We start from the raw sequence: 19,266 nt of genomic DNA, 5'->3' as shown, positions 1-19,266 counted from the left end.
GGACCCCGGACGCGTGCGCGAGGGCGGACGGTGACTGCCCGGTGGACGGGCTAGGTGGGCGAGGGCTCGGCGGCGATGGGGCCTCGCCAGGTGGTCCCCAGCAGCGCGTCCCAGTCCTGCGCGCGAGCCCAGTCCTCGAAGGTGTGCCAGCCCACCTCAGGGTAGTCCCGGCGCATCAGCGAGACGTCCACGTGGTAACCCTCGCGCTGGAACCATTCGAACATCAGTCCCATGTCCTCGCTGCGCGAGCGGACAGCCTCCAGCGGAATCTCCTCGTAGCGCAGCTTGTGCCCGCTGACGTAGGAGATGAGGGCGGCCGCCTGTTCGCCTGTCACCTCGTCCGAGGCGATCTCAATGCGCCGGCCGAAGAGCTCCTCGGGCCACTCCATCACGCGAGTGCAGAAGGCGGCGATGTCCGCCACGGGGACCATCTGCAGCCCGCGGTGGGGCGGCAGCGCCATGGAGAGCACGCCCTCGTGCAGGCGCTGGGCAAAGGCGGGCCCGAGGAAGTTCTCCATGAAGAAGACGGGAGCCACGATGGTGTAGGGCAGCCCGCTGTTGCGCAGGTGCTCCTCCACCACGTGCTTCGTCTCGAAGTGGGGGATGCCCGTGTTCTGGTCCGCGCCGGCCACTGAGGAATAGATGAAGTGGCGCACGTGGGCGAGCTTCGCGGCGTCGATGAGGTGGCGGCCGTAGCGCACCTCGCCCTCGAGGCCTCCCGCGTTGAAGGGCGTAGCCATGGCGAACACGGCGTCCACGCCTTGCATGGCGCGCTCAATGCTGTCCGGGTCATCGAAGTCACCGAGGGTGAGCTCCGCGCCGCGTTGCTGCAGGTCCTTCGCCATGGGCGAGTCCGGAGAGCGGACGAAGGCGTGCACGCGGTGACCTCGTTTCAGGAGCAGTCGTGCCAGCGCGCCGCCCTGTTTTCCGGTGGCACCGGTCACCAACACTGTCAGGGGTCGGAACATGCGATTCCTCCGGAGAGATGCTTCTCCCCAAGGTGGGGATGGGCGGCGCGCGGGGCGAGGGTGAGACGACGGTGCTAGCGCTTCTTGCCTGGTCCCTTCTTCTCGGCCTTTCGGGCGGAGACCTCACGTGCGACCCGGAGTGCGCCCGACAAGGCGTCACCAGCCAGCTTCCGAGCCCCCGATAGAGGACGGCCCTTGGCCGCCTCGCGAGCCGCCTCCACCACGCTCGCCACCGCGTCCTGCGCCAGGTCCTTCAAGCCCTCGCGTCCGGACTCCTCCGGCTGGGCGGCGGCAGCGGGCTGCTCCTGAGTCTCCACCTTCTGAGCCTCCATCGGTGGGGCCTCTGCGCCCATGGGCTCCTGCTGGGCCTCGGAGACGCGCATCTGTTCGGCGCGCTCCCGCTCCTCGCGGCGCTTCTGGTACAGCTCGGCCGTCTGTGCATGCTGGCGGCCGTAGTGCAGCTGTCCCTCTTCCGAAGGAGGCACCGAGTGCTTCGCCTGCTCCGCCGGAGGAGTTTGCTCGGCGCCGCCCGGGTTGGTCGTGCTGGGTTCCGGCTTGTCTGCCTTGAAATGATCGAAGCTGTAGGTCCGCATCCCTACCTCCTGAGCTGTCGGCCGGTTGTCCGGCGCGTGTTCGCGGAAGGTAGGGAGCACCCCACAGGGCTGGAACCGTGGTTGGGGGCAGGCGGGGAGGCGAGGCCCACGTCGCCAGGCCGATGGGGCTCACGAGACCCGGGGTTCAGCTCAGATAGGTAGTCGCGAAGTCCTGGACGTCGACGATGGGCTGTCGTCCTGCGAAGCCTCCGTCCATTTCGTGCCAGTGCCGCACGGCCGGCTCGCCAAATCGCCAGCAGAGGTAGACAGGTCGCCCGCCCTTGAGGGCCCGGAAATCCACCAGGCCATCTGCGGCTTTGAGCTCCACGCCCAGGTCCTGGAAGTACTCCAGCTCGGCGCGGATCTGCTCGAGGAGTGCGTCGCGCTCGGCACGCAGGGGCGCGGTGCGCTCCGGCCCGGCCCCGTTCCCTAGGAGAAGCTCCAGCTCGCGGACGGTGGCGTGCGCGCGCTCCACCCACGGGCGCACCTTCTCGAAGGTGCGGGTGAGCAGCGGGATGAGACGGTTGGCCTCTTCCACTCCGAAGTAGCGCATGGCGACCTGGAGCTTATCGCCCGAGGTGCACCTGCGGTGAGTCTCAACGCTTCTTGGTCGGCTTGCGCGTGGTGGCTGTTTTCACGGCGCGCGCCACGGTCTTCTTCGCCGCAGCCGCGGCGCGTGTCACCACCTTGCGTCCGATGGTCCCGACCAGCCCGGTGGCAGACATCGGCTTCCGTGCGGGGGCCCTCGACGTCTCCGCCACCTCCGGCTTCCGGGCAGGGGCCTTGGGTGCTGCCGCCTTGGATGCTGCCGCCTTGGGGGCGGCCGTCTTGGCTGTCGTCTTCCGCGCTGGCGCACGCTGAGTCTTGGCCTTCTTCGCCGCAGGGCTCGCCTGCGCGGGCGTCTTCGCCGCCGAGCGCTTACGCGCCTGAGCCCGAGCCTTGTAGCGCTTCACGGTCTCGGCGTGGGCCTGCCCGTATTCGGTGGGCGCCTTGGGCAGGGAATCCTTCTCCTCATCCTTGGTGAGGGCGATCTTGTGCTCTTCGTTCCCCAGTCGCGGACCGGAGCCTTTGTAGGTCTGCGCGGGCTGCTGTGCCAGGAAGGGTTCGAAACTGTAGGTCCTACCCATGGATCTCTCCGTGCCTGCGTGCCTTGGATGTTTCAAAGGTATAAGGACGCCTGCCGGGTTTCGGAATGGTCCTGGAGACCGGTGCAGGCAGGGGGACGGGTCCTGGCGCACCTACCGGCTTCGGTCTCGGTGCGGACTCCCCGTGCGGCTGTGTGGCGCGGAGATCCACTCCATCCACTCAAACGCAAACACTCCACAGCAGATGAATGGGTTTCCGTGCGGGTCTGAAAACTTCCAGTCACCCCTGTTCACACAGTGAGCGGGGTGCGAATGACCTACCGGGTCGATTTGACCTCCTAGTAAAGCACGAGAAAACGGGAAGCTTGAGAAGCGTTGGATAGAATTCTACGCCTCGCTCCCTCTAGACGCTCGCTCCCCCTCCCGGTGGGGTTGTGTGTGTGTTGACGACTCAAAGCGTGGGTCCGCGCCTTGCACGACACGTGTCGGGTTGGATTCACAGGTCGTCGTTGGGGGAGCGAAAATGAACGACTTTCATCTTCCGAGGTTGTACTGCCCATTTCCGCAAGAGCTGAACCCCCTCATGAATGTCATCGAGGGCGAGGCGCTGGAGCGATGGGCGAAGTACCTGGGGGTGCATGCGAAGCACGCGGTCTTCCGCAAGCTGCAGCGCAGCCACTTCCCCGTGCTGCTGGGTCGGTGCCACCCCGAGGCTTCGAAGGAGGCGATTCGCGGGGCGCTCGACTTCCTCATCTGGAACTTCTCGTGGGATGACCAGGTGGACGTGGGCGAGGTGCCCGCCGAGTGGGTCCGCCAGCAGAGCGAGCTGGCCCTGGCGGTGCTCAAGGGGGCCATTCCCTACAACGACGCGCCGCCGCTGCTCTGGCTCCTGGCGAGCATCCGCGAGCGCATCGCCGAGCGCATGCCGGCGGAGTGGATGGAGCGCTTCATCCAGTCCTGCGCCTGCTACTTCAAGGGCACCATCTGGGAGGCGGAGGTTCGCAGCAACCGCGTCTGTCTGGACGTGGACACGTACATTGAGCTGCGCCGCCTGTCGGTGGGCACGTACATGGGCTTCACCCAGGTGGAGGCCATTGAGGGCTTCCTGCTGCCCGAGGAGGTCCTGTCGCACCCAGCCCTGACGCAGCTCATTGAGACGGCCACGGACATCATCGCCTGGGCCAATGACTTGTTCTCGCTGGCGCAGGACCTGAAGGACGACTTCCACCCCAACCTGGTGTTCTCCCTCCAGAAGCAGTACGGGCTGGAGCTTCAGGCGGCCATCGACAAGGCGGTGGAGATGCACGACGCGGCCGTGCGGCGCTTCATCGAGCAGGAGAAGAACCTGCCCTCGTTCGGCGAGCACGACGCGAACGTGGCCACGCTCGTCACAGGGGTGCGCCGGTGGATTCGCGCCAACGTGGACTGGTCCATCCAGACGGGGCGCTACGAGGAGGGCAGCGAGGTCGAGTCCGCCCCCCAGCGCTCGCGCGTGGCCTGAGCCCCCGCGCGCCGGGCGCGCCTACTCCCAGGAGAAGTCCACCGTGAACTCGGTGAGGCTCGTCTGCCGGCCAATGGCCTGCGCGTTCTTGAGCTGCGCGGCCGAGAGAATCTGCAGCACCGAGCCGGAGAAGTAGGCGACGGGCACGGCGTTGACGTAGGTGAGCCGGCCACTCTTGGGCCCGTTCCACGTCAGCGAGCAGGTGCCGTGGTCCCACGCCGCCTTGTAGGCGCTGGGCATGCTGTCGATGAGCCGCTTGGGATCCTTCCCCACCAGCGACAGCAGCATCTTGCCCGTGGTGGACTCCAGGAAGCGGGGCGCGGCGCGGAAGCCCAGTTGCTGCATCGCGCCATCGAAGCCGTTGTACTTGCCGCTCAGCTCCCGCGCGGCGGCGTAGCTCAGCTTCAACATGGTGGCCACAGGGTAAGAGAAGAAGGCCGTGAAGTTCGTGTTGCCCGCGGCCTCCATGCAGCGCTTCAGGGCGTCCGCGCTCCCCTCTGCCTTCACGAGCTCCAGCGCGGCGACGAAGAGGAACCCTCGCGTGGTGTCCTTGGGTCCAACCACTGCCAGTCGTTGCTCAAGCTCCTTCTGCGAGCCGAGTCCCTGGGCAGACTGCGCCGTCGAAGTGCTGTTCATTGGGGGTTCTCCCACGCGTGTTGCGGTGTTCCTGCATTCTTATCATGGAAGTCATTGTTGTGTGGGCGCCACGATGGGAGAGTGTTCATGGCGCCAACAGTGAAGAATTACAATGACATGCGGTGTCTGATTCTAGAGGTCGAGAAACGTAAGCAAGGCACCCAGGTCCTCGTCAGACATGGCTTCGCGGCTGTAGGGCGGCATGTTTCCACCCACGCCGAAGAAGCGGCCGTGTCGTACCTTCTCGATGAACACCAGCCCCGGGGGCACGTTGGGGAAGAGCGTGCCGTACTCCTGAGAGACCTCGGGGAGGATGGGGGAGAGCTCCGAGGGCCTGCCCTTGCCGGTGTGGGCCTCCCCGTGACAGTCCTGACAGGCGGCGCGGTACACGACCTCGCCTCGCTGGCGGTTCCCCCGGGGGACGTCGGTGATGTCCTTGACGAGGGTGAAGGGCTGCGCGGGCGCGCTCGCGTCCGGGCTGAGGCTCACCAGGTACTCGTAGAGGGCGCGGCTCTTGGGGTCCTCGGGCGCGAGCGGGGTGACGCCGCGCATGAAGGCCGTGTAGCAGAAGTTCACCGCGTCCAGCAGGCGCGTCTCGTAGCCGCCCCACCAGTGAGGACGGGAGGCCACGTTGTGCAGTGAGAGCCCTGAGTACACCTTGTCCGAGGGAGGCGTGGCCGTCGTGGCGTGGCACGTGGCGCACGAGAAGGTGTTGTACTGACTCGTCGAGAGCGTCGGGTCGTTGAACAGCTCCTCGCCGTACTCCGCCGCGGGTGTGGGGCCACAGCCGACTGCGAGCAGCGCTGCGCCCAATCCCAGCCACCTCATGGCGTCCCCCGCAGGATGGCCACCGAGTCCGGGAAGATTCCCACCGTCACCGTCTTCTCCACAGTGCCTGCCTCCAGGTTCAGCACATGCAGCGTGCCCGGGCCCTGGTGGTCGCCCTCGCAGACCGCGAGCGCGTGCTTGCCGTCGGGTGTCAGCTCCACCTGGTGCACGTTGATGCAGCCCTCGGTCGAGAGGTGAATCTCCTGCGTCACCTTGGACGTGGCGGTGTCGATGACGGCCACCGCGTCCACGCTCTGGTAGGGCATGTAGAGCGTGCGGCCATCCGGGCTGACGACGCCAAACATGGGCGAGCCTCGCAGACCGTAGATGGCCCGCTCTGGCACCACCTGGAGGGTCACGGGGTCCAGGTAGTGCACCGTGCGGCTCTTGAGCGAGCTCACCCAGACCGCGCCATCCGTGGGCGACAGGGTGAGCGCGTACGGCTCGTGCTTCGGCGCCAGGGCAGAGCCTGCGTTGGGCATCTTGATGGGGGTGACGAGGTTGTCCTTGTCCAGTTGCACCACGGCGACCTCGTCCGAGATGCAGGCGACATAGGCCCGCGTCCCGTCCGGGGACAGCCGCACCGCATGCGGCGCGGGGCACACTGGCACCATCGCCTTGCGCGTCAGGGTGTCCGCGTCGAGGATGGCCAGGCGGGCGTTCATTTCGCTCTCGGGGCCGCCGCGGCTCGCCACCTCGGTGATCTTCAGCATGTCGAAGTGCGTCTGGTACAGCGTGCGGCCGTCCGCGCTGATGATGAGATCTCCCGGGTTGCGGTCCACGCGCACCGAGCCCACCAGCCGGTTGGTCTTCGCATCCAGCTTGAGGCAGTAGCCATCCGCGGTCCCGCTGCCGTGTGCCCCGTGCGGACCCGAGCCCGCGCCGGGCACGTAGTAGGAGAGGCCCACGTAGTAGTAGTCCCCGCGCGGAGAGATGGCGGAGTGGTGCGGTCCCTCCAGCTCCACGGGGTTGAGCCCCACCGGGAGGCGCGCCAGCTCGCCCCAGCTCGGCGAGAGCATCGTGTCCAGGTCCAGCAGGCTCAGCGTGTCGTCCATGCTGTTGGTGATGATGATGCGCCCGTTGCCCACCGGGGGCAGCTCCGGTCCCGAGGGCCACGGCTGCTCAATGGAGTAGTCGAGCTCCGGCACCTCCGAGCTCGTGCACGCCCCGAGCGCGAGTGGGGCGAGCAGCGTGAGCAGGCGGCGCTTCACTGTGCACCTCGGCGGAACTTGCGCGGCGTGGCGAGGCGGAAGGGGCCCTCGGTGACGCGGTTCTGCACGAGGTAGGCGCTCATCACCTGCACGGAGAGGTCCTTGCCCGCGTGCTTACCCAGCTCGGCCCACGTGTTGGCGTCGAGCTGCCACGACAGCTCCGAGGTCAGCACCTGGGCCACGGGGCACTCGGCGCCGGGAGTGGAGATCTCCACCCAATAGAGGTCACCCGTGTACGGAGGCAGGTGCGCATGGGCCGTGGGGACGAGCAGCTCGCCGAGCCACGCGGTGAAGGAGCGGGAAGGGCGGGGGGCGGCCTGGAAGGCGAGTGCACCCTGGGCGTGAGGACGCGAGAGTGAGGCCTCCAGTGGAGAGGTCCACTGCCAGGTGGGCGGGGCGGAATCGGCCGCGTACACCTCACCCTCGGAGGGCGAGAGGAGGGTGACGGCGCGGGAGGAGTCGATGGGCTTCGTCTTCACATCCACCATGGCGTGCCAGGCCTCGTCGGTGGCCCCGCCGCCATAGAGGGGCTCCGGGCACTCGACGGGGTCCTTCCCACAGGCAGACGTGACCAGGGCGAGGGCGGCTACACAGGCAGTGCTCAGGTGTCTCACGTTCATGTCGTCAGTTCTCCGGGTTGCGCCGCCGCGAGCGGCGGAGGGTAGTGAGCACGAAGAAGGCGGCCGCGGGCACGAGTCCTCCAGTAGACGAGCACCCAGGCTTCTTGGGGGGATCAGTAGGCGTCACGGGGGGAGGCTCGGACGGGCCCGCGTCCGGGGTGCCCGAGTCCGGCGAGCCCGCGTCCGGGGGGGTCCCGCCATCCGTTCCCGGGATGCTCGGGTCGGCGCCGATGTCGGGCTGAGATGCGAACTGGGGCCAGCGCGGCATGCAGATGTCATGCGCCGGAGTTCCAGCGGGGCAAGAGGGGGGCTTGAGGTCGGGCAGGTTGAGGAGGGTCGTGTACGTATTTCCCTCGTCCCGAGTGGTGGCCAGGGCCCAGTCGTGTACCCGGGTGGCGCCGCAGACGAAGAGGACATCGCCTTGGCGCTCCACGCAGGCGTTGCCGTCAGGCAGCGACAGGAGGGTGGCGACGGTGTCTCCCTCGCGCAGGCGGAAGAGGCGCGTGGGGGTGGCGGCCCAGAGGGTCTTCGCATCGGCGGAGACCTCGATGCCCATGAGGTACTCGTCGATGCCGTCGTGTTCCTGGTTCTTCGGGTGGAGGATGGAGCGGAAGGTGTGGCCGCCGTCCCGGCTCTCCAGCACGTACGTCCAGCCCTGCCAGGAGACGCGCGCCCAGAGGTGGTCCGGATCATTGTCGGCCACCCGCAGGACGAAGAAGTCATACGCCCGCGAGGGGCTCGAGTACTCGGGGAAGGGCTGGGGAATTTCCTCCCAGGTCACGCCCTCGTCCGCGCTGCGATAGAGGCGCAGACCCTCGGGGGTGCTGCCGGAGACGTAGAGGCGCCGCGTGTCCGAGGGCGCCACCTTCACGGAGGTGAAGACGGCGTTGTCATTCTTGTCGGGGGTGTTGCTCTGCAGGGTGGTGGGGATGAACGTCTCGCCGCTGTCGTCGCTGCGGTAGAGGCCATTGGGCGAGGCGGCGCGGCCCGTCGACACCCACAGGCGCGAGGGGTTGGACGCCGGGGACGCCAGGCTCATGGGCCACAGGCCCTTGGGCTTGAAGAAGGGGTGCGACTCCCAGGTGCAGCCCCCATTGCGCGAGCGAATGAGGTCCGCGCCAGTGGCCGCGAGCAGGGTGCCGTCGGGCTGCCAGAGGAAGGTCTCGGGGCGCCAGCCGCCGTAGCCCATGGCCTCGGGGCAAACCCAATTCCAGCTCTTGCCGCTGTCACGGGAGACGACCGCGCCGAAGGTGGCGCCGACGAACATGTCCTCGGGGTGGTCGCGGCGGATGCTGACGCTGGTGGTGTCAGGGTACCCCAGGTGCGCGAGAGCGGAGGGGGCGTGTAGCGCGAGTGGCAGCAGCACCCATCCGCGGCAGAGCGAGGTCAGGCGTTTCATGGCGAAGCACTCCGTGGACGGAGACCGCACGATAAACGTCGCAGGGCCCACGGTATACCGGCGTCTCTTTTGGAGGACCCGATATGTGTCCGTCGCTCGCTCGTTGTCCGGGCATGCGCCGGGGCCGGGCGCTGCGGGTCACAGGGAGCGGTATCGTGTACGACCGGAGCCACGAAGGGGGAGCGCACACATGAGAGGAATGTGGAGCACCTGGGCTGTCCTGGTCATGGGAAGCCTGTCGTTGTCGGGTTGCCGCGAAGAGGAGAAACCGACGCCTCCGGTGTCGTCCGAGACGGACTGGGTGGATCCCGGCCGTTACGCCGTGTGCGGACTGTCTTATGACTCCGCGCACACCTGTGGGGATGAGGCGTCCTTCGAGCGCATCGGGTGCGACACGGCCTCATTGGCCAGCCTCCCGCGAGACGGCATCTACACCGTGGTGTACCGGACTGATCACGAGCCGCCGTACATCGACTCGGGCTCCTTCCGCATTTCGGGAGACGGGAGCCTCGACTCCTTCCTGGGAGGAGCGCCGACAGAGCGTCGGGTGGAGGCGGACCGCTTCTTCCTGTCGATCACGCGGAGGCCCTCCTTGAATGTGTCCAGGCGCACCTCGCTGGTGGGCTGCCGCGCCGAGAGCAACCGGCTGTACGGCTGCTACGTCACGTGCCGCAATGGCAGCCTCTCCGGCGTGGGCACCTTCATGGCGGTGAAGTGGGAGCGGCGAGCGGGTGAGGCGGAGTCCTCCGGGTTGCGGCTGGTGTCCGAGTCGTTCGTGGAGCAGGGCAAGCCCGTGGACATCTACGTGACGCAGGGCCATGCGTACGTGGTGTCCACCTCAAAGGGGGACGAGCCGGGGGGCCTCACGGTGTTCGACGTGAGCGACAAGTCAGCCCCGGTGTTGAAGAAGCGGATCAGCCTGCCGACGGATAACTACTGGAATGGGGCGTGGGCGAAGGGGAACGCGCTCTACGTGGCGAGCGCGGACACGGGGGTGGTGGTCTTCGACATCACGAACCCCGCGGAGCCGCAGCAGGTGCGCAGCTTCCCGGGGACGGGGCCGATCGACGTGCACACCGTCTTCGTGGAAGGGGACCGGCTGTACGGCATGTCGCCGAGCCCGCAGCCGAAGACGCTCATCTTCGACATTCAGGAGCCCACCGCGCCGAGGCTGCTGGGCGAGTACGCGGTGCCGGGAGCGGTCGAGAGTCCTTATGAGGTGGGCTACCCGCATGACGCGCTGGCCTTCGAGGGGCGGCTGTACATCAACCACTGGTCGAGCGGGTACCTCATCGTGGACGTGAGGGACCCGGAGCACCCGAAGAGACTGGGCTCGTTCGCCTACGCATACGCAACGAGTCACGCGAACGCAGTGGGGAAGTTCGGGGAGCGGCTCATCGCGTTCGAGGGAGGGGAGAACTGGGGAGCGCACTTGAGGGTGCTGGACGTGACGGACCCGACGAGCCCGAAGCGGATAGGCGAGTACAAGCTGGAAGCGAACGCCTCCATCCACAACATGGTGTTGAAGGGGGAGCGGCTCTACATCGCGCATTACCAGCACGGGGTGAGGGTGCTGGACGTCTCGGAGCCGGAGAACCCGAAGGAGGTGGCGTACTACAACACCTATCGGGAGACGGATCCGGGCCGAGGAGAAAGCTTCTACGACGGGGCGATCGGGATGCGAGTCCCAGGAGACGGGTACATCTACGTCATCGACACATCGAGAGGCCTGCTCATCTTCCCAGAGCCGTGACCCCGCGAATCCCCTCCCTCTCCCTCTGGGAGAGGGTCGGGGTGAGGGTATATCCATCGCTGTGGCCTCACGACCCGTGGACACAAGCGAGCAGAGGACTAGGCTCGGGCGCCCCTGAGAATGGAGGCAGCCAAGATGACCGCGAGCATCATTCCCCCCCGAGCCCTGCGAGCCCTTTTCACCGCGGCGCTCCTGTCGCTCACCGCCTGCAAGCACGGAAGCGACGCCCAAACCCACACCCAGCACGGGCAAGGACACGGGCACGGGCACGGGCAAGGACACGGACACAGACACGGGGAGCACCACGGAGGGATGCCGCACCGCTTCGAGGACGCGGAGGAGTGGGCGAAGCGCTTCGATGACCCGGAGCGAGACGCGTGGCAGAAGCCGGACGAAGTGGTGAGGGCGCTGGAGCTGCCGGCGGACGCGAAGGTAGCGGACATAGGAGCGGGGACGGGCTACTTCGCGGTGAGGCTGGCGCGGGCGGTGCCACAGGGGCGCGTGTACGGCGTGGACATCGAGCCGGACATGGCGCGTTACCTGGGCGAGCGCGCGAAGCGCGAGGGCGTGAACAACCTGGAGCCAGTGCTAGGCGAGCCAGCGGATCCAAAGCTGCCGGAGCCGGTGGACGTGGCGCTCATCGTGGACACGTACCACCACATCAACGACCGGGTGACGTACCTGAAGAAGCTGGGGGAGAAGCTGAGGCCCGGGGGCCGTGTGGTGGTCATCGACTACCGCGAGGACTCGCCGAAGGGGCCGCCGCGGGAGCACAAGCTGACGGCCGAGCAGGTGCGGAAGGAGCTGGAGGCGGCGGGCTACCAGCAGACCGGGACGCACGACTTCCTCCCGGACCAATACTTCCTGGTGTTCGCTCGCCAGGCCTCCTGACGGAGCGCTGTCACATCGCGATGGGGTGAGCGCGCAACCACTCCTGGGCGCGGCGGATGCGCTCGGTGGGGGCGGGCAGCCCCATGCGCTCGAGCAGCTCGCGATAGGGCTCGAGGTCCTCGGCGGTCCACCGCGCCTTGGCCTCGAGGTCCGCGCGAACCACCTGCTCCTCGGCGGAGCGCGCGTGGGGCTCGCTGCGGGAGGTGAGGATCGCGGCGAGCACCATGCGCACCGGCTCCGCTTCGAAGGCCACAGCGGCGTCGGTGTAGAAGTCGAGCGTCATCTGGTTCAGCGACGCATCCTTCGACAGGATGCGCAGCCGATCCAACAGGCTCGCGAGGAACTCCTTGTCCGAGTCCAACGCGGTCCGCACGGCGGCGAGGAAAGAGGACACGGCAGCACTGCGGGCCTGGGCGTCCAGGCTCGGCGACTTCAACGTGCTCAAAGGCTGCCAGAGGACACTGGTGAGCCACACCAGCTCCTCGGGGGCGAAGACGGAGGGCGTGTTGGGCTGACGCATCGCGGCCTCCACCCGCTCCGCGCGCTCGCGAGCCTCCTGGGCGATGCGCGCCGCGAGCCGCGGATCCGACTCCACATACTTCACCAGGGGCTCCATCTCGCCCTCGCCGGCCTTGCGGAGCACCTCGCGTGCCTCATCGGAGAGGTCCGCGCTCTCGGCGAGCGTCCCCAGCTTCGCGGCCAGCTTCTGCCCCTGGCTCGCACCCCACTCGCGGAACTGGACGCCGAACACCACATCCAGCACGGGCCGGTCCTCAGGCTGGAAACGGCCGTTCTTCGGGGTGGAGGAGAGCAGCGCGCCCAGGCACAGCGCTTGACGTTCCTCCGAGGAGAGCCCCGCCGTGGTGGCCCGAGCCAGCAACGTGGCGCGCAGCTTCTCCAGGAACGAGCGCGTCCCCAGCTCGCGCACCGTGCTGAGCCTCAGCATGTGACGCGCCTGGCTGGGGTCGCGCTCAACGGCGGACTCCAGGCGCTCGAGCTCGCGAGACACATGGGTGTCAAAGGCCTCGGCATCGAAGCGCAGGCCCGGGGCGGGGCCCCATTGGGTCAACAGCTCGCCGAGCCTGTCCAGCGTCTCCGAGACGCGCGTCAGGTCCGCCTCGCCGAGCATGTTCATCGCCGCCTGCAGATCATTCGCGAGCGGATGCTGGGGGGGAGCCGAGGGAGCCGCCGCCGCTTCGCGCGCCCGGTCCTCTGCGGCATGACAGGCCTTGTACTTCTTGCCGCTGCCGCAGGGGCAGGGGTCGTTGCGTCCGGGCTTCTCGCGGCTCATGTCCTTCAACCTCTCGAGGAAATGACGAAGCCCGGCACACGGTGGTGCCGGGCCCCATCCTCACCCGAGTCCTCTAGCAGGCTGCGCGCGTCACTGCGAGTAACCCAGCGTCAGGCCAATCACATGGGCCGAGCCGCTGTAGGTACCGGGCAGCTCCTCGGCGGTGCTGCGCTGGTCCTGGAGCATGACGAACTGGTAGCCCAGGTCCGCCCGGAAATTCGAGAGGGCGTAGCCAAGGCCCGCCGAGAAGTTCAGACGGTCGGCGTCCGGCAGGTCCGGCGTGAGCGTCTCCTCGGGGGTGGGGGTTGGGTCGTAGATGAAGCCCAGGCGCAGCGCCAGGGCGTCCGTGGCCTTGTACTCCCCGCCGATGTGGAAGTTCCACCTGTCGCTCCACCGCTTGGGGGCCGGCTCGCTGAGCGCGGGGACTGTCTGGAACTGGAACAAAAGCTCCTGGATGGTGGACCACTCCACCCAGTTGGCATCGAAGGCCAGCGTCAGCCGTTGGGTCGGGGTGAAGGCCAGACCGAGCCCCACCGTGGCTGGCATGGTGACGTCCAGGGTGACGGGTTGATCCACGAGCGACGCGGCAATGGGTGCTGGGAGGCCCGGCGGGACGCCCTCGAAGTCCGCGTCACCCTCCGTGTCCATCCCCACCCGGCTGCGGTATGTGGCGCCGAGGGTGAGCATCCCGGGCACCAGGTCTGCCTGCACGCCCGCGTTGAAGCCGAAGCCCCAGGTGTCGGTCGTCAGCTGCAACGAGCCCTCGGGGATGCCGGCGCCGAAGACGAGCCGGCGCTCGACCTCCACCATGCCGTAGACGATCTGCGCGCCCGCGCCAATCCGCAGCCACTTCACGGGCGCGAAGCCCAGTGTCGGATTGATGTCGAAGGTGGTCACCGACGACGCGATGGCGATCTGCCGCCCCACGAAGTCATCGGGCCACCGGCTGTTGGCACCGAAGGGCGTGAAGACACCCACGCCCGCACCCAACTGCTCGGTGAACTTGTAGACAAAATAGGCGTGCGGCGGAGGGGAGACGGTGTTTTGGCTTTGCTCCGCGCCCCCTTCAGGGGTGAATCCCAGGTTGACGAGGATGAGCGCATCTCCGAGCTGGGCGTCGAGCTTGTTCACGCCCAGGATGCCTGCCGGGTTGTAGAAGATGGCCGAGGAGTCTTTTGCGCTCGCCACCCCCGTCGAGCCCATGCCAGTGGCTCGGCCACTCTGGGTGTCGATGGCGAGGCCCGACGCCTGACTGGCGCCGGCGGCGAGCAGGGTCACTGCCATGAGTGTCTTCTTCATACGCGAGTCCTTATTTCGCGGCGTCTGACTTCAGGGGGTAAGCGTGTGTCTTACCCAGGTGGGCCGCATCCCCGTCGCGCGGGCCATGGCGCGTGTGCTCGCAGACAGAAAGCGTGCGATGCCAGGGGGCCGGGCTCGGTATAGGTTGGGCCCATGAAACGATTTCTCGGTGTGATGACGATGATGGCTGCCGTGGGCATGGCCCAGGCCCAGACGCAGCAGACGAACCCCCATGCACCGCCGGCGGCGCAGCAGGCCCCGCAGGGGGCGGCCGAAGCAGGCGGGCTCACCTGGACGGCGCCCACGGGTTGGGAGTCACAGGGCTCCCGGCCGATGCGCGTGGCCACCTACCGGATTGCTCCCGCGAAGGGGGACTCGGAGGGCGCGGAGCTGGCCGTCTTCTATTTCGGCGCGGGCCAGGGCGGCGCGGTGGACGCCAACGTGAAGCGCTGGCTGGGCCAGTTCCAGAAGGCGGACGGCACCCCCGTGACGGAGAAGGACGCACGCACCAAGAAGGAGACCGTCAACGGCCTCGCCGTCACCACGGTGGATGTGAAGGGCACCTATACCGGCGGTGGACCCATGATGGGCCCCTCCACGCCCAAGCCTGGCTCTCGCCTGCTTGGTGCCATCGTCGAGGGCCCCGAGGGCCCGGTCTTCTTCAAGCTCACCGGCCCCGAGCGCACCGTCGCCAGCGCGGAGAAGAACTTCCGCAAGCTGCTCGAGTCCATGAAGAAGAAGTAACGGAGCACCCATCCAGAGGGCCGCGTCCATCCGTGGACACCCTTGGCTGTCGTGAGGCAGACGTGGCCCTCTTCCGGGTGTTTTTGGATTCACACGCAACCCCGTTCCCTCTGCACGGCGCTCAAGGCAGACACACGTTGAGCGCCGAGCCGGGGCGTGTGCATTCCGACCCATCATTGAGCAATCCCTCGAGAGATCACGCCACCAGGGCTCCCCCTCCCTGTGGACAGGGGAGGTGCGTCGTCATCCCCATGCCCTTGGAAAAAGCCCCATGAGAAGTCCCTCGAAGATGATGTTGGCGATGATGTTGGCCGCGCTCGGTGCCGGGTGTAGCCAGCAACGGCAGGCTCCCGAGGACTCGCGCGCCATGGCGCAGTACTACGCGCAATGGCAGCAGTCGCTTCACGCTCAGTCGAAGAAGGGGGGCGCCAACGCGCAGATGCCGATCGAGCTCTCCGATGAGGTGCAGTACCGCTTCGTGAAGAACCGGCTGAAGGCCGCGGGGCTCAACGCCCAGAATGCCCCTCGGCTCTTCGCTCGCCTGGAGGAAATCCGCAGCCGGGGGAAGCAGGCCGCGGGCGTGTCGGGGTTGGGCGGCACGACGCAGGGAGCGTGGTGCGGGCACATGATTCCGCTCGGTGGCGTTGGCCGCGACGTGGCCCAGGCGCGCTTCCAGGGGACGGGCCTCACCTCGTGCTTCAACGGCTCGGACTATGCCTTCGTGGACCTCAACGCCTTCATCACGGATGGGGCGCGGATGGTCTTCGAGCCGGTGGGCTCCGAGTCTTATGAGGAGTACGGCGGCAAGGTGTTGGAGACGGCGCCGCTGTCCCTCTCCCTGCCCAGGCTGGCAGGCAAGGAGCTGCTCGCTGACTCGCTCGCCATCGCCTTCAACGAGGTGACCGGCCAGGAGCACCTCACCTATACGTCGGTGACGGCCACGCTGCACCCGCCCGTCGGCGAGGGGGACATCCTCGTTGACCACCCGCGCGAGCTACTGGATGAGACGCCGTCGGACCAGGCCATCCGCATCTGCCTGGAGCGCGGGAGTGCGGAAGGCTTCCTGGACTGCGACTACGGCGCGGTGCGTGTCCTGCCGGATGGCGGCTGGAAGCCGTTCGCGGGCGCCGCGACGGGCATTGCCGCGGTGGACGTCGAGGCCTCGAAGGCCTTTGCCCTGGACGGGGGCACGCCGACGTGGATTCCGGACAGGAGCGCGTACTGGGAGCCTGAGGTGAAGCCTTTCGACCCCACGCGCTTCCAGGTCCCCACGCGCGGGAAGTTCGTGCCCCACGTCCTCGAGGAGTGCCAGGTGACGAAGGTGACCAGCAAGGTGGCGGCCATCCTGCTGGACACGGGCGGGCTGTGCGAGGCGGGTGGCACGCCCGGCACCACGGTGGCCCAGGGCGAGCTGCCCTTCAAGCCGTCCACCGCGCCCGGCGAGTTTCCCTTCGACGGCATCATGGACTTCGGCACGGGCAACTGCCTGAACAACGCGCAGAATGTCCGGTTGGAGATTTGGGTCTACGCAGAAGGGACCTGTCCGGACCCCTTTGGCGGCGAGCCCGAGCCCTTCCGCTGCCCCTCGAAGGCGGAGGTGCAGCCGGTGGACTACAAGCGGGGTTGCCTGGCGGAGGGGACACAGGTGACGCGGGCGGACGGGAAGGCCGTGCCGGTGGAGCAGGTGAAGGTGGGCGACACGCTGCTGGCCAACGGCAAGGGATTGGCGCTGACGGTGACGACGGTGCACCGCGGGGGCGAGCGCAAGCCCCTGGTGAAGCTGCGTGACGACCACGGGGGCGAGGTGCAGGTGACGGACACGCACCCCCTGGTGACGGTGGCGCGGGGTGTGGTGCCGGCCGGCGAGCTGAAGGTGGGCGAGGCCGTGCTCACGCGCGCTGGGGCGAGGAAGCTCGTCGCCGTGGAGCGCGTCCCGTACGAGGGGCGTGTCTACAACTTCTCTCTGGGTACGCCCGAGGAGCTGGCCCACGTGGGGCTCGAGTCGAGGTCGCTCTACGCCAATGGCTTCCTGGTGGGGGACAGCCAGCTGCAGGCGGAGCTGGAGAAGCAGAAGCGGCTGGACGCGCGCGAGGTGCTGGCTCGGCTGCATGGCGCCTGGCACGAGGACTTCCGCCTCTCCAGGGCCCGGCTCACGCGGAAGTAGCGCGCGCCGGATAGGGAAAAACTTTACCCAATCCTTTCTACAGACATCCGCTGGGTCGACATCGTGTTCGTCCCGGCGGACGAAAAGGATTGTCTGCTGCTTACGAGATTTCTCAGGGGGATGTCTGTGTTTGGACAGGCGGGGAGAGTCTTTTCTCTTCTTGTCTTCACATCCAGTGAGGAATCCCCACTTTGTTGGACGAACCGGCGACCACTTCCGCTCGCCCCGTGTTCCTCCTTCTCGCGTCGAGAGGAGTCGAGTGTTGTTGTCGTCCCGCAAGGTGGATTTTATGAACGTGCTGTCGAAGGCATCGTCCCGGAGGATTTCGCGTCTTGTCCCAGCCCTGGTGTGCCTGTCGATGTTCGGCACCGGCTGCAGCCAGCAGAAGCTCCCGTCGCGGCAGGAGGTGGATCGACAGGCGTTGGCGGCCGAGTCGCTCCACATGGCCCGGCTCTATGCGCGGTGGCAGCAGGAGGTCCAGGCTCAGGGCAAGGGGGACCGGAAGAACGGTGACGGCAGGCAGATGCCCATCGATCTCTCCGATGACGCTCAGTACAGCTTCGTGAAGAACCGGCTCGAGGCCGCTGGCAACACGCCGGAGAACTCGCCGCAGCTCTTCCGCCGCCTGGAGAAGGCCCGTAAGGACAAGAAGACCGGCACTCCGGGCTCGGCGACCCGCGAGGCCCTGCTCCACTCGACGACCACCGATGAGTCCTCGGAAGGCTCCCGGTGCGGCCACCTGCTGCCGCTCACCGACGTGGCGACCACGGATGCCTCCGTGGCTCGCTTCCAGGCATCCGGCCTCGTGACGTGCTTCAACGGCTCCGACTACTCCTATGCCGACGTCACGGCCTTCGCCACCAACCCCGAGCGCACGCAGTTCCGCGTGCTGGACACCCAGTCCCTCGAGGAGTACGCGGGCGCGGTCCTCGAGACGCCGCCGGTCGACCTCAGCCTGACGGTGGGCACGGGGGAGGAGCTCTTCGTGGACTCGATGGCCGTGGCCTTCGACGAGTCCACCGGCGAGGCGCACCTGTCCTATACGGCGGCCGAGTCATCCATTGTGGCGCTGGGGGCAAGGGACTACAACACCTTGAGCATCACGCACCCGCGTGAGCTGACCGGCAAGCACTACCAGGACAACCCCATCCGCACCTGCCTCGAGCGGGGTTTCCTCTCGGGCTTCCTGGATTGTGATTACACGTCGGGGCACAAGGACCCTGTCACCGGCGTCTTCACGCCGTTCGCCAAGCCCTTCACCGGCATTGCTGCCGTGGACCCCGAGGCGAGCAAGCCCCCCATGGGCGAGTGGATTTCCGCCCAGGGCCAGTACTGGGAGCCCGTCGGTGGTTATGACATCTCACACCTCTATGTGGTGATGAGCGGTGAGTACCTGGTCTCGCTGCCTCCCTATTGCACGGTCGACACTCTCACCAGTGACGTGAACGTCGTCCTGATGGAGCGGGGCGGTAAGTGCACCGCGGGCACGGCCCCGGGCTCCAGCGTGCTCAAGGGGGGCATTCCCTTCCAGACGCCCTTCTTCGACACCTCCACCCCCTTGCTGCTGCACGTGCCCTTCAACGGCGTGGCGGACTTCGGAAAGGACTGTTTGGATCCGTTCCAGAACGCGCGCCTCATGCTGCGCGCCACCGTGAAGGCCACCTGCACCAACCCCATCAACAACAGGGTCACCACCTATACCCGCTCGCGCTTCCAGGACATCGTGAACATCGACTGGCGCAATGCCTGCCTCGCGGAGGGCACGCAGGTGACGACGGCGGACGGGAAGACGGTGCCGGTGGAGCAGGTGAAGCTGGGGGACAAGCTGTTGACGAATGGAAAGGGTGTGGCGCTGACGGTGACAGCGGTGTCGCGCGGCGGCGAGCACAAGCCCCTGGTGAAGCTGAAGGATGAGCACGGGGGCGAGGTGATGGTGACCGAGACCCACCCGATGGTGACGGCGAAGCGCGGTGTGGTGCAGGCCCGGGAGCTGAAGGTGGGCGAGGCTCTGCTCACGCGCACTGGAACGGCGACGCTGGTGGGCGTGGAGCGCGTTCCCTTCTCCGGTCAGGTGTTCAACTTCGCGCTGGGCACGCCGGAGGAACTGGCCAGCGTGGCTCCTGAGGCGCGGACGCTGTACGCCAACGGGTATCTCGTGGGTGACAGTCACATGCAGGCCACGCTGGAGAAGCAGCGCACGCCGGATGCCCGCGAGCTGCTGACGCGGCTCAATGGCGCCTGGCATGAGGACTTCCGGCGGTACCAGGCACGCCGGTAAATCCT

Annotated in this window: 17 protein-coding genes; 6 read left to right on the top strand and 11 right to left on the bottom strand. The window is 67.4% G+C overall.

Features of this window, described 5'->3' with window-relative positions; genetic code table 11:
* Window positions 1-50: 50 nt before the first annotated feature.
* The 4 genes from F0U60_RS49875 to F0U60_RS49860 form a co-directional block, all read right to left on the bottom strand.
* Window positions 51-968, bottom strand: coding sequence for an NmrA/HSCARG family protein (locus F0U60_RS49875; protein WP_395811487.1), 918 nt, complete (start codon window positions 966-968; stop codon window positions 51-53).
* Window positions 969-1,042: 74 nt separating this feature from the next.
* Entirely contained in the window at window positions 1,043-1,561 is a 519-nt protein-coding gene (locus F0U60_RS49870) for a hypothetical protein (RefSeq protein WP_395811485.1), read from the bottom strand.
* Between the two features lie 145 nt (window positions 1,562-1,706).
* A complete protein-coding gene (locus F0U60_RS49865) occupies window positions 1,707-2,114 on the bottom strand; it encodes a DUF2203 domain-containing protein (RefSeq protein WP_395811483.1) in 408 nt (135 codons plus the stop codon).
* A gap of 43 nt (window positions 2,115-2,157) precedes the next feature.
* Window positions 2,158-2,688: a hypothetical protein gene (locus F0U60_RS49860; RefSeq protein ID WP_395811481.1), complete on the bottom strand. Its 531-nt coding sequence runs from the start codon at window positions 2,686-2,688 to the stop codon at window positions 2,158-2,160.
* A 541-nt stretch (window positions 2,689-3,229) separates the two neighbouring features.
* On the opposite strand from F0U60_RS49860, the gene F0U60_RS49855 reads away from it, so the two are divergent.
* On the top strand, window positions 3,230-4,147 hold the full coding sequence (locus F0U60_RS49855; protein WP_395811479.1) for a hypothetical protein: 918 nt from the start codon (window positions 3,230-3,232) through the stop codon (window positions 4,145-4,147).
* A gap of 21 nt (window positions 4,148-4,168) precedes the next feature.
* Here F0U60_RS49855 and F0U60_RS49850 read toward each other — a convergent pair whose 3' ends face one another.
* The 5 genes from F0U60_RS49850 to F0U60_RS49830 form a co-directional block, all read right to left on the bottom strand.
* A complete protein-coding gene (locus F0U60_RS49850) occupies window positions 4,169-4,783 on the bottom strand; it encodes a TIGR02265 family protein (RefSeq protein ID WP_395811477.1) in 615 nt (204 codons plus the stop codon).
* A 132-nt stretch (window positions 4,784-4,915) separates the two neighbouring features.
* Window positions 4,916-5,611, bottom strand: coding sequence for a c-type cytochrome (locus F0U60_RS49845; protein ID WP_395811475.1), 696 nt, complete (start codon window positions 5,609-5,611; stop codon window positions 4,916-4,918).
* Entirely contained in the window at window positions 5,608-6,810 is a 1,203-nt protein-coding gene (locus F0U60_RS49840) for a YncE family protein (protein ID WP_395825788.1), read from the bottom strand. Before F0U60_RS49840 ends, F0U60_RS49845 begins: the two co-directional genes overlap by 4 nt.
* Window positions 6,811-6,818: 8 nt before the next feature.
* Window positions 6,819-7,442: a hypothetical protein gene (locus tag F0U60_RS49835; protein ID WP_395811473.1), complete on the bottom strand. Its 624-nt coding sequence runs from the start codon at window positions 7,440-7,442 to the stop codon at window positions 6,819-6,821.
* A 4-nt stretch (window positions 7,443-7,446) separates the two neighbouring features.
* Window positions 7,447-8,841 carry a WD40/YVTN/BNR-like repeat-containing protein gene (locus F0U60_RS49830; protein WP_395811471.1) on the bottom strand — a complete coding sequence of 465 codons (1,395 nt, stop codon included), beginning with the start codon at window positions 8,839-8,841 and terminating at the stop codon, window positions 7,447-7,449.
* Between the two features lie 190 nt (window positions 8,842-9,031).
* Here F0U60_RS49830 and F0U60_RS49825 point away from each other — a divergent pair, with 190 nt between their 5' ends.
* On the top strand, window positions 9,032-10,594 hold the full coding sequence (locus F0U60_RS49825) for an LVIVD repeat-containing protein (RefSeq protein ID WP_395811469.1): 1,563 nt from the start codon (window positions 9,032-9,034) through the stop codon (window positions 10,592-10,594).
* 135 nt (window positions 10,595-10,729) lie between these two features.
* Window positions 10,730-11,485 (top strand): class I SAM-dependent methyltransferase, encoded by a 756-nt coding sequence (locus tag F0U60_RS49820; RefSeq protein WP_395811467.1) that lies wholly within the window; start codon window positions 10,730-10,732, stop codon window positions 11,483-11,485.
* A gap of 10 nt (window positions 11,486-11,495) precedes the next feature.
* On the opposite strand, the gene F0U60_RS49815 is transcribed toward F0U60_RS49820, so the two are convergent.
* Both F0U60_RS49815 and F0U60_RS49810 read right to left on the bottom strand, forming a co-directional pair.
* Window positions 11,496-12,776 (bottom strand): YecA family protein, encoded by a 1,281-nt coding sequence (locus tag F0U60_RS49815; protein WP_395811465.1) that lies wholly within the window; start codon window positions 12,774-12,776, stop codon window positions 11,496-11,498.
* 90 nt (window positions 12,777-12,866) lie between these two features.
* Window positions 12,867-14,075: an OmpP1/FadL family transporter gene (locus tag F0U60_RS49810; protein WP_395811463.1), complete on the bottom strand. Its 1,209-nt coding sequence runs from the start codon at window positions 14,073-14,075 to the stop codon at window positions 12,867-12,869.
* 153 nt (window positions 14,076-14,228) lie between these two features.
* Between F0U60_RS49810 and F0U60_RS49805 the strand changes: the two genes are divergently transcribed.
* From F0U60_RS49805 to F0U60_RS49795, 3 genes are all read left to right on the top strand, one after another.
* Window positions 14,229-14,819, top strand: coding sequence for a hypothetical protein (locus tag F0U60_RS49805; protein WP_395811461.1), 591 nt, complete (start codon window positions 14,229-14,231; stop codon window positions 14,817-14,819).
* Between the two features lie 271 nt (window positions 14,820-15,090).
* On the top strand, window positions 15,091-16,983 hold the full coding sequence (locus tag F0U60_RS49800; protein ID WP_395811459.1) for a Hint domain-containing protein: 1,893 nt from the start codon (window positions 15,091-15,093) through the stop codon (window positions 16,981-16,983).
* 289 nt (window positions 16,984-17,272) lie between these two features.
* The gene (locus F0U60_RS49795; protein ID WP_395811457.1) at window positions 17,273-19,261 is read left to right on the top strand and encodes a Hint domain-containing protein; all 1,989 of its coding nucleotides are present in this window, start codon (window positions 17,273-17,275) and stop codon (window positions 19,259-19,261) included.
* The last annotated feature ends 5 nt before the right edge of the window (window positions 19,262-19,266 follow it).

The sequence above is a fragment of the Archangium minus genome, assembly GCF_044360475.1.
GTDB classification, from domain to species: Bacteria; Myxococcota; Myxococcia; order Myxococcales; family Myxococcaceae; genus Archangium; species Archangium minus.
This window is presented reverse-complemented; position numbering and strand designations above follow the sequence as displayed.

What these genes read in the sequence shown, in the direction of transcription:
- F0U60_RS49825 (WP_395811469.1), top strand. Translation starts at nt 9,032, where the DNA reads ATGAGAGGAATGTGGAGCACCTGGGCTGTCCTGGTCATGGGAAGCCTG.
- F0U60_RS49855 (WP_395811479.1), top strand. Translation starts at nt 3,230, where the DNA reads ATGAATGTCATCGAGGGCGAGGCGCTGGAGCGATGGGCGAAGTACCTG.
- F0U60_RS49860 (WP_395811481.1), bottom strand. Translation starts at nt 2,688, where the DNA reads ATGGGTAGGACCTACAGTTTCGAACCCTTCCTGGCACAGCAGCCCGCG.
- F0U60_RS49835 (WP_395811473.1), bottom strand. Translation starts at nt 7,442, where the DNA reads ATGAACGTGAGACACCTGAGCACTGCCTGTGTAGCCGCCCTCGCCCTG.
- F0U60_RS49810 (WP_395811463.1), bottom strand. Translation starts at nt 14,075, where the DNA reads ATGAAGAAGACACTCATGGCAGTGACCCTGCTCGCCGCCGGCGCCAGT.
- F0U60_RS49850 (WP_395811477.1), bottom strand. Translation starts at nt 4,783, where the DNA reads ATGAACAGCACTTCGACGGCGCAGTCTGCCCAGGGACTCGGCTCGCAG.
- F0U60_RS49820 (WP_395811467.1), top strand. Translation starts at nt 10,730, where the DNA reads ATGACCGCGAGCATCATTCCCCCCCGAGCCCTGCGAGCCCTTTTCACC.
- F0U60_RS49815 (WP_395811465.1), bottom strand. Translation starts at nt 12,776, where the DNA reads ATGAGCCGCGAGAAGCCCGGACGCAACGACCCCTGCCCCTGCGGCAGC.
- F0U60_RS49845 (WP_395811475.1), bottom strand. Translation starts at nt 5,611, where the DNA reads ATGAGGTGGCTGGGATTGGGCGCAGCGCTGCTCGCAGTCGGCTGTGGC.
- F0U60_RS49875 (WP_395811487.1), bottom strand. Translation starts at nt 968, where the DNA reads ATGTTCCGACCCCTGACAGTGTTGGTGACCGGTGCCACCGGAAAACAG.
- F0U60_RS49800 (WP_395811459.1), top strand. Translation starts at nt 15,091, where the DNA reads ATGAGAAGTCCCTCGAAGATGATGTTGGCGATGATGTTGGCCGCGCTC.
- F0U60_RS49870 (WP_395811485.1), bottom strand. Translation starts at nt 1,561, where the DNA reads ATGCGGACCTACAGCTTCGATCATTTCAAGGCAGACAAGCCGGAACCC.
- F0U60_RS49805 (WP_395811461.1), top strand. Translation starts at nt 14,229, where the DNA reads ATGAAACGATTTCTCGGTGTGATGACGATGATGGCTGCCGTGGGCATG.
- F0U60_RS49865 (WP_395811483.1), bottom strand. Translation starts at nt 2,114, where the DNA reads ATGCGCTACTTCGGAGTGGAAGAGGCCAACCGTCTCATCCCGCTGCTC.
- F0U60_RS49830 (WP_395811471.1), bottom strand. Translation starts at nt 8,841, where the DNA reads ATGAAACGCCTGACCTCGCTCTGCCGCGGATGGGTGCTGCTGCCACTC.
- F0U60_RS49795 (WP_395811457.1), top strand. Translation starts at nt 17,273, where the DNA reads ATGAACGTGCTGTCGAAGGCATCGTCCCGGAGGATTTCGCGTCTTGTC.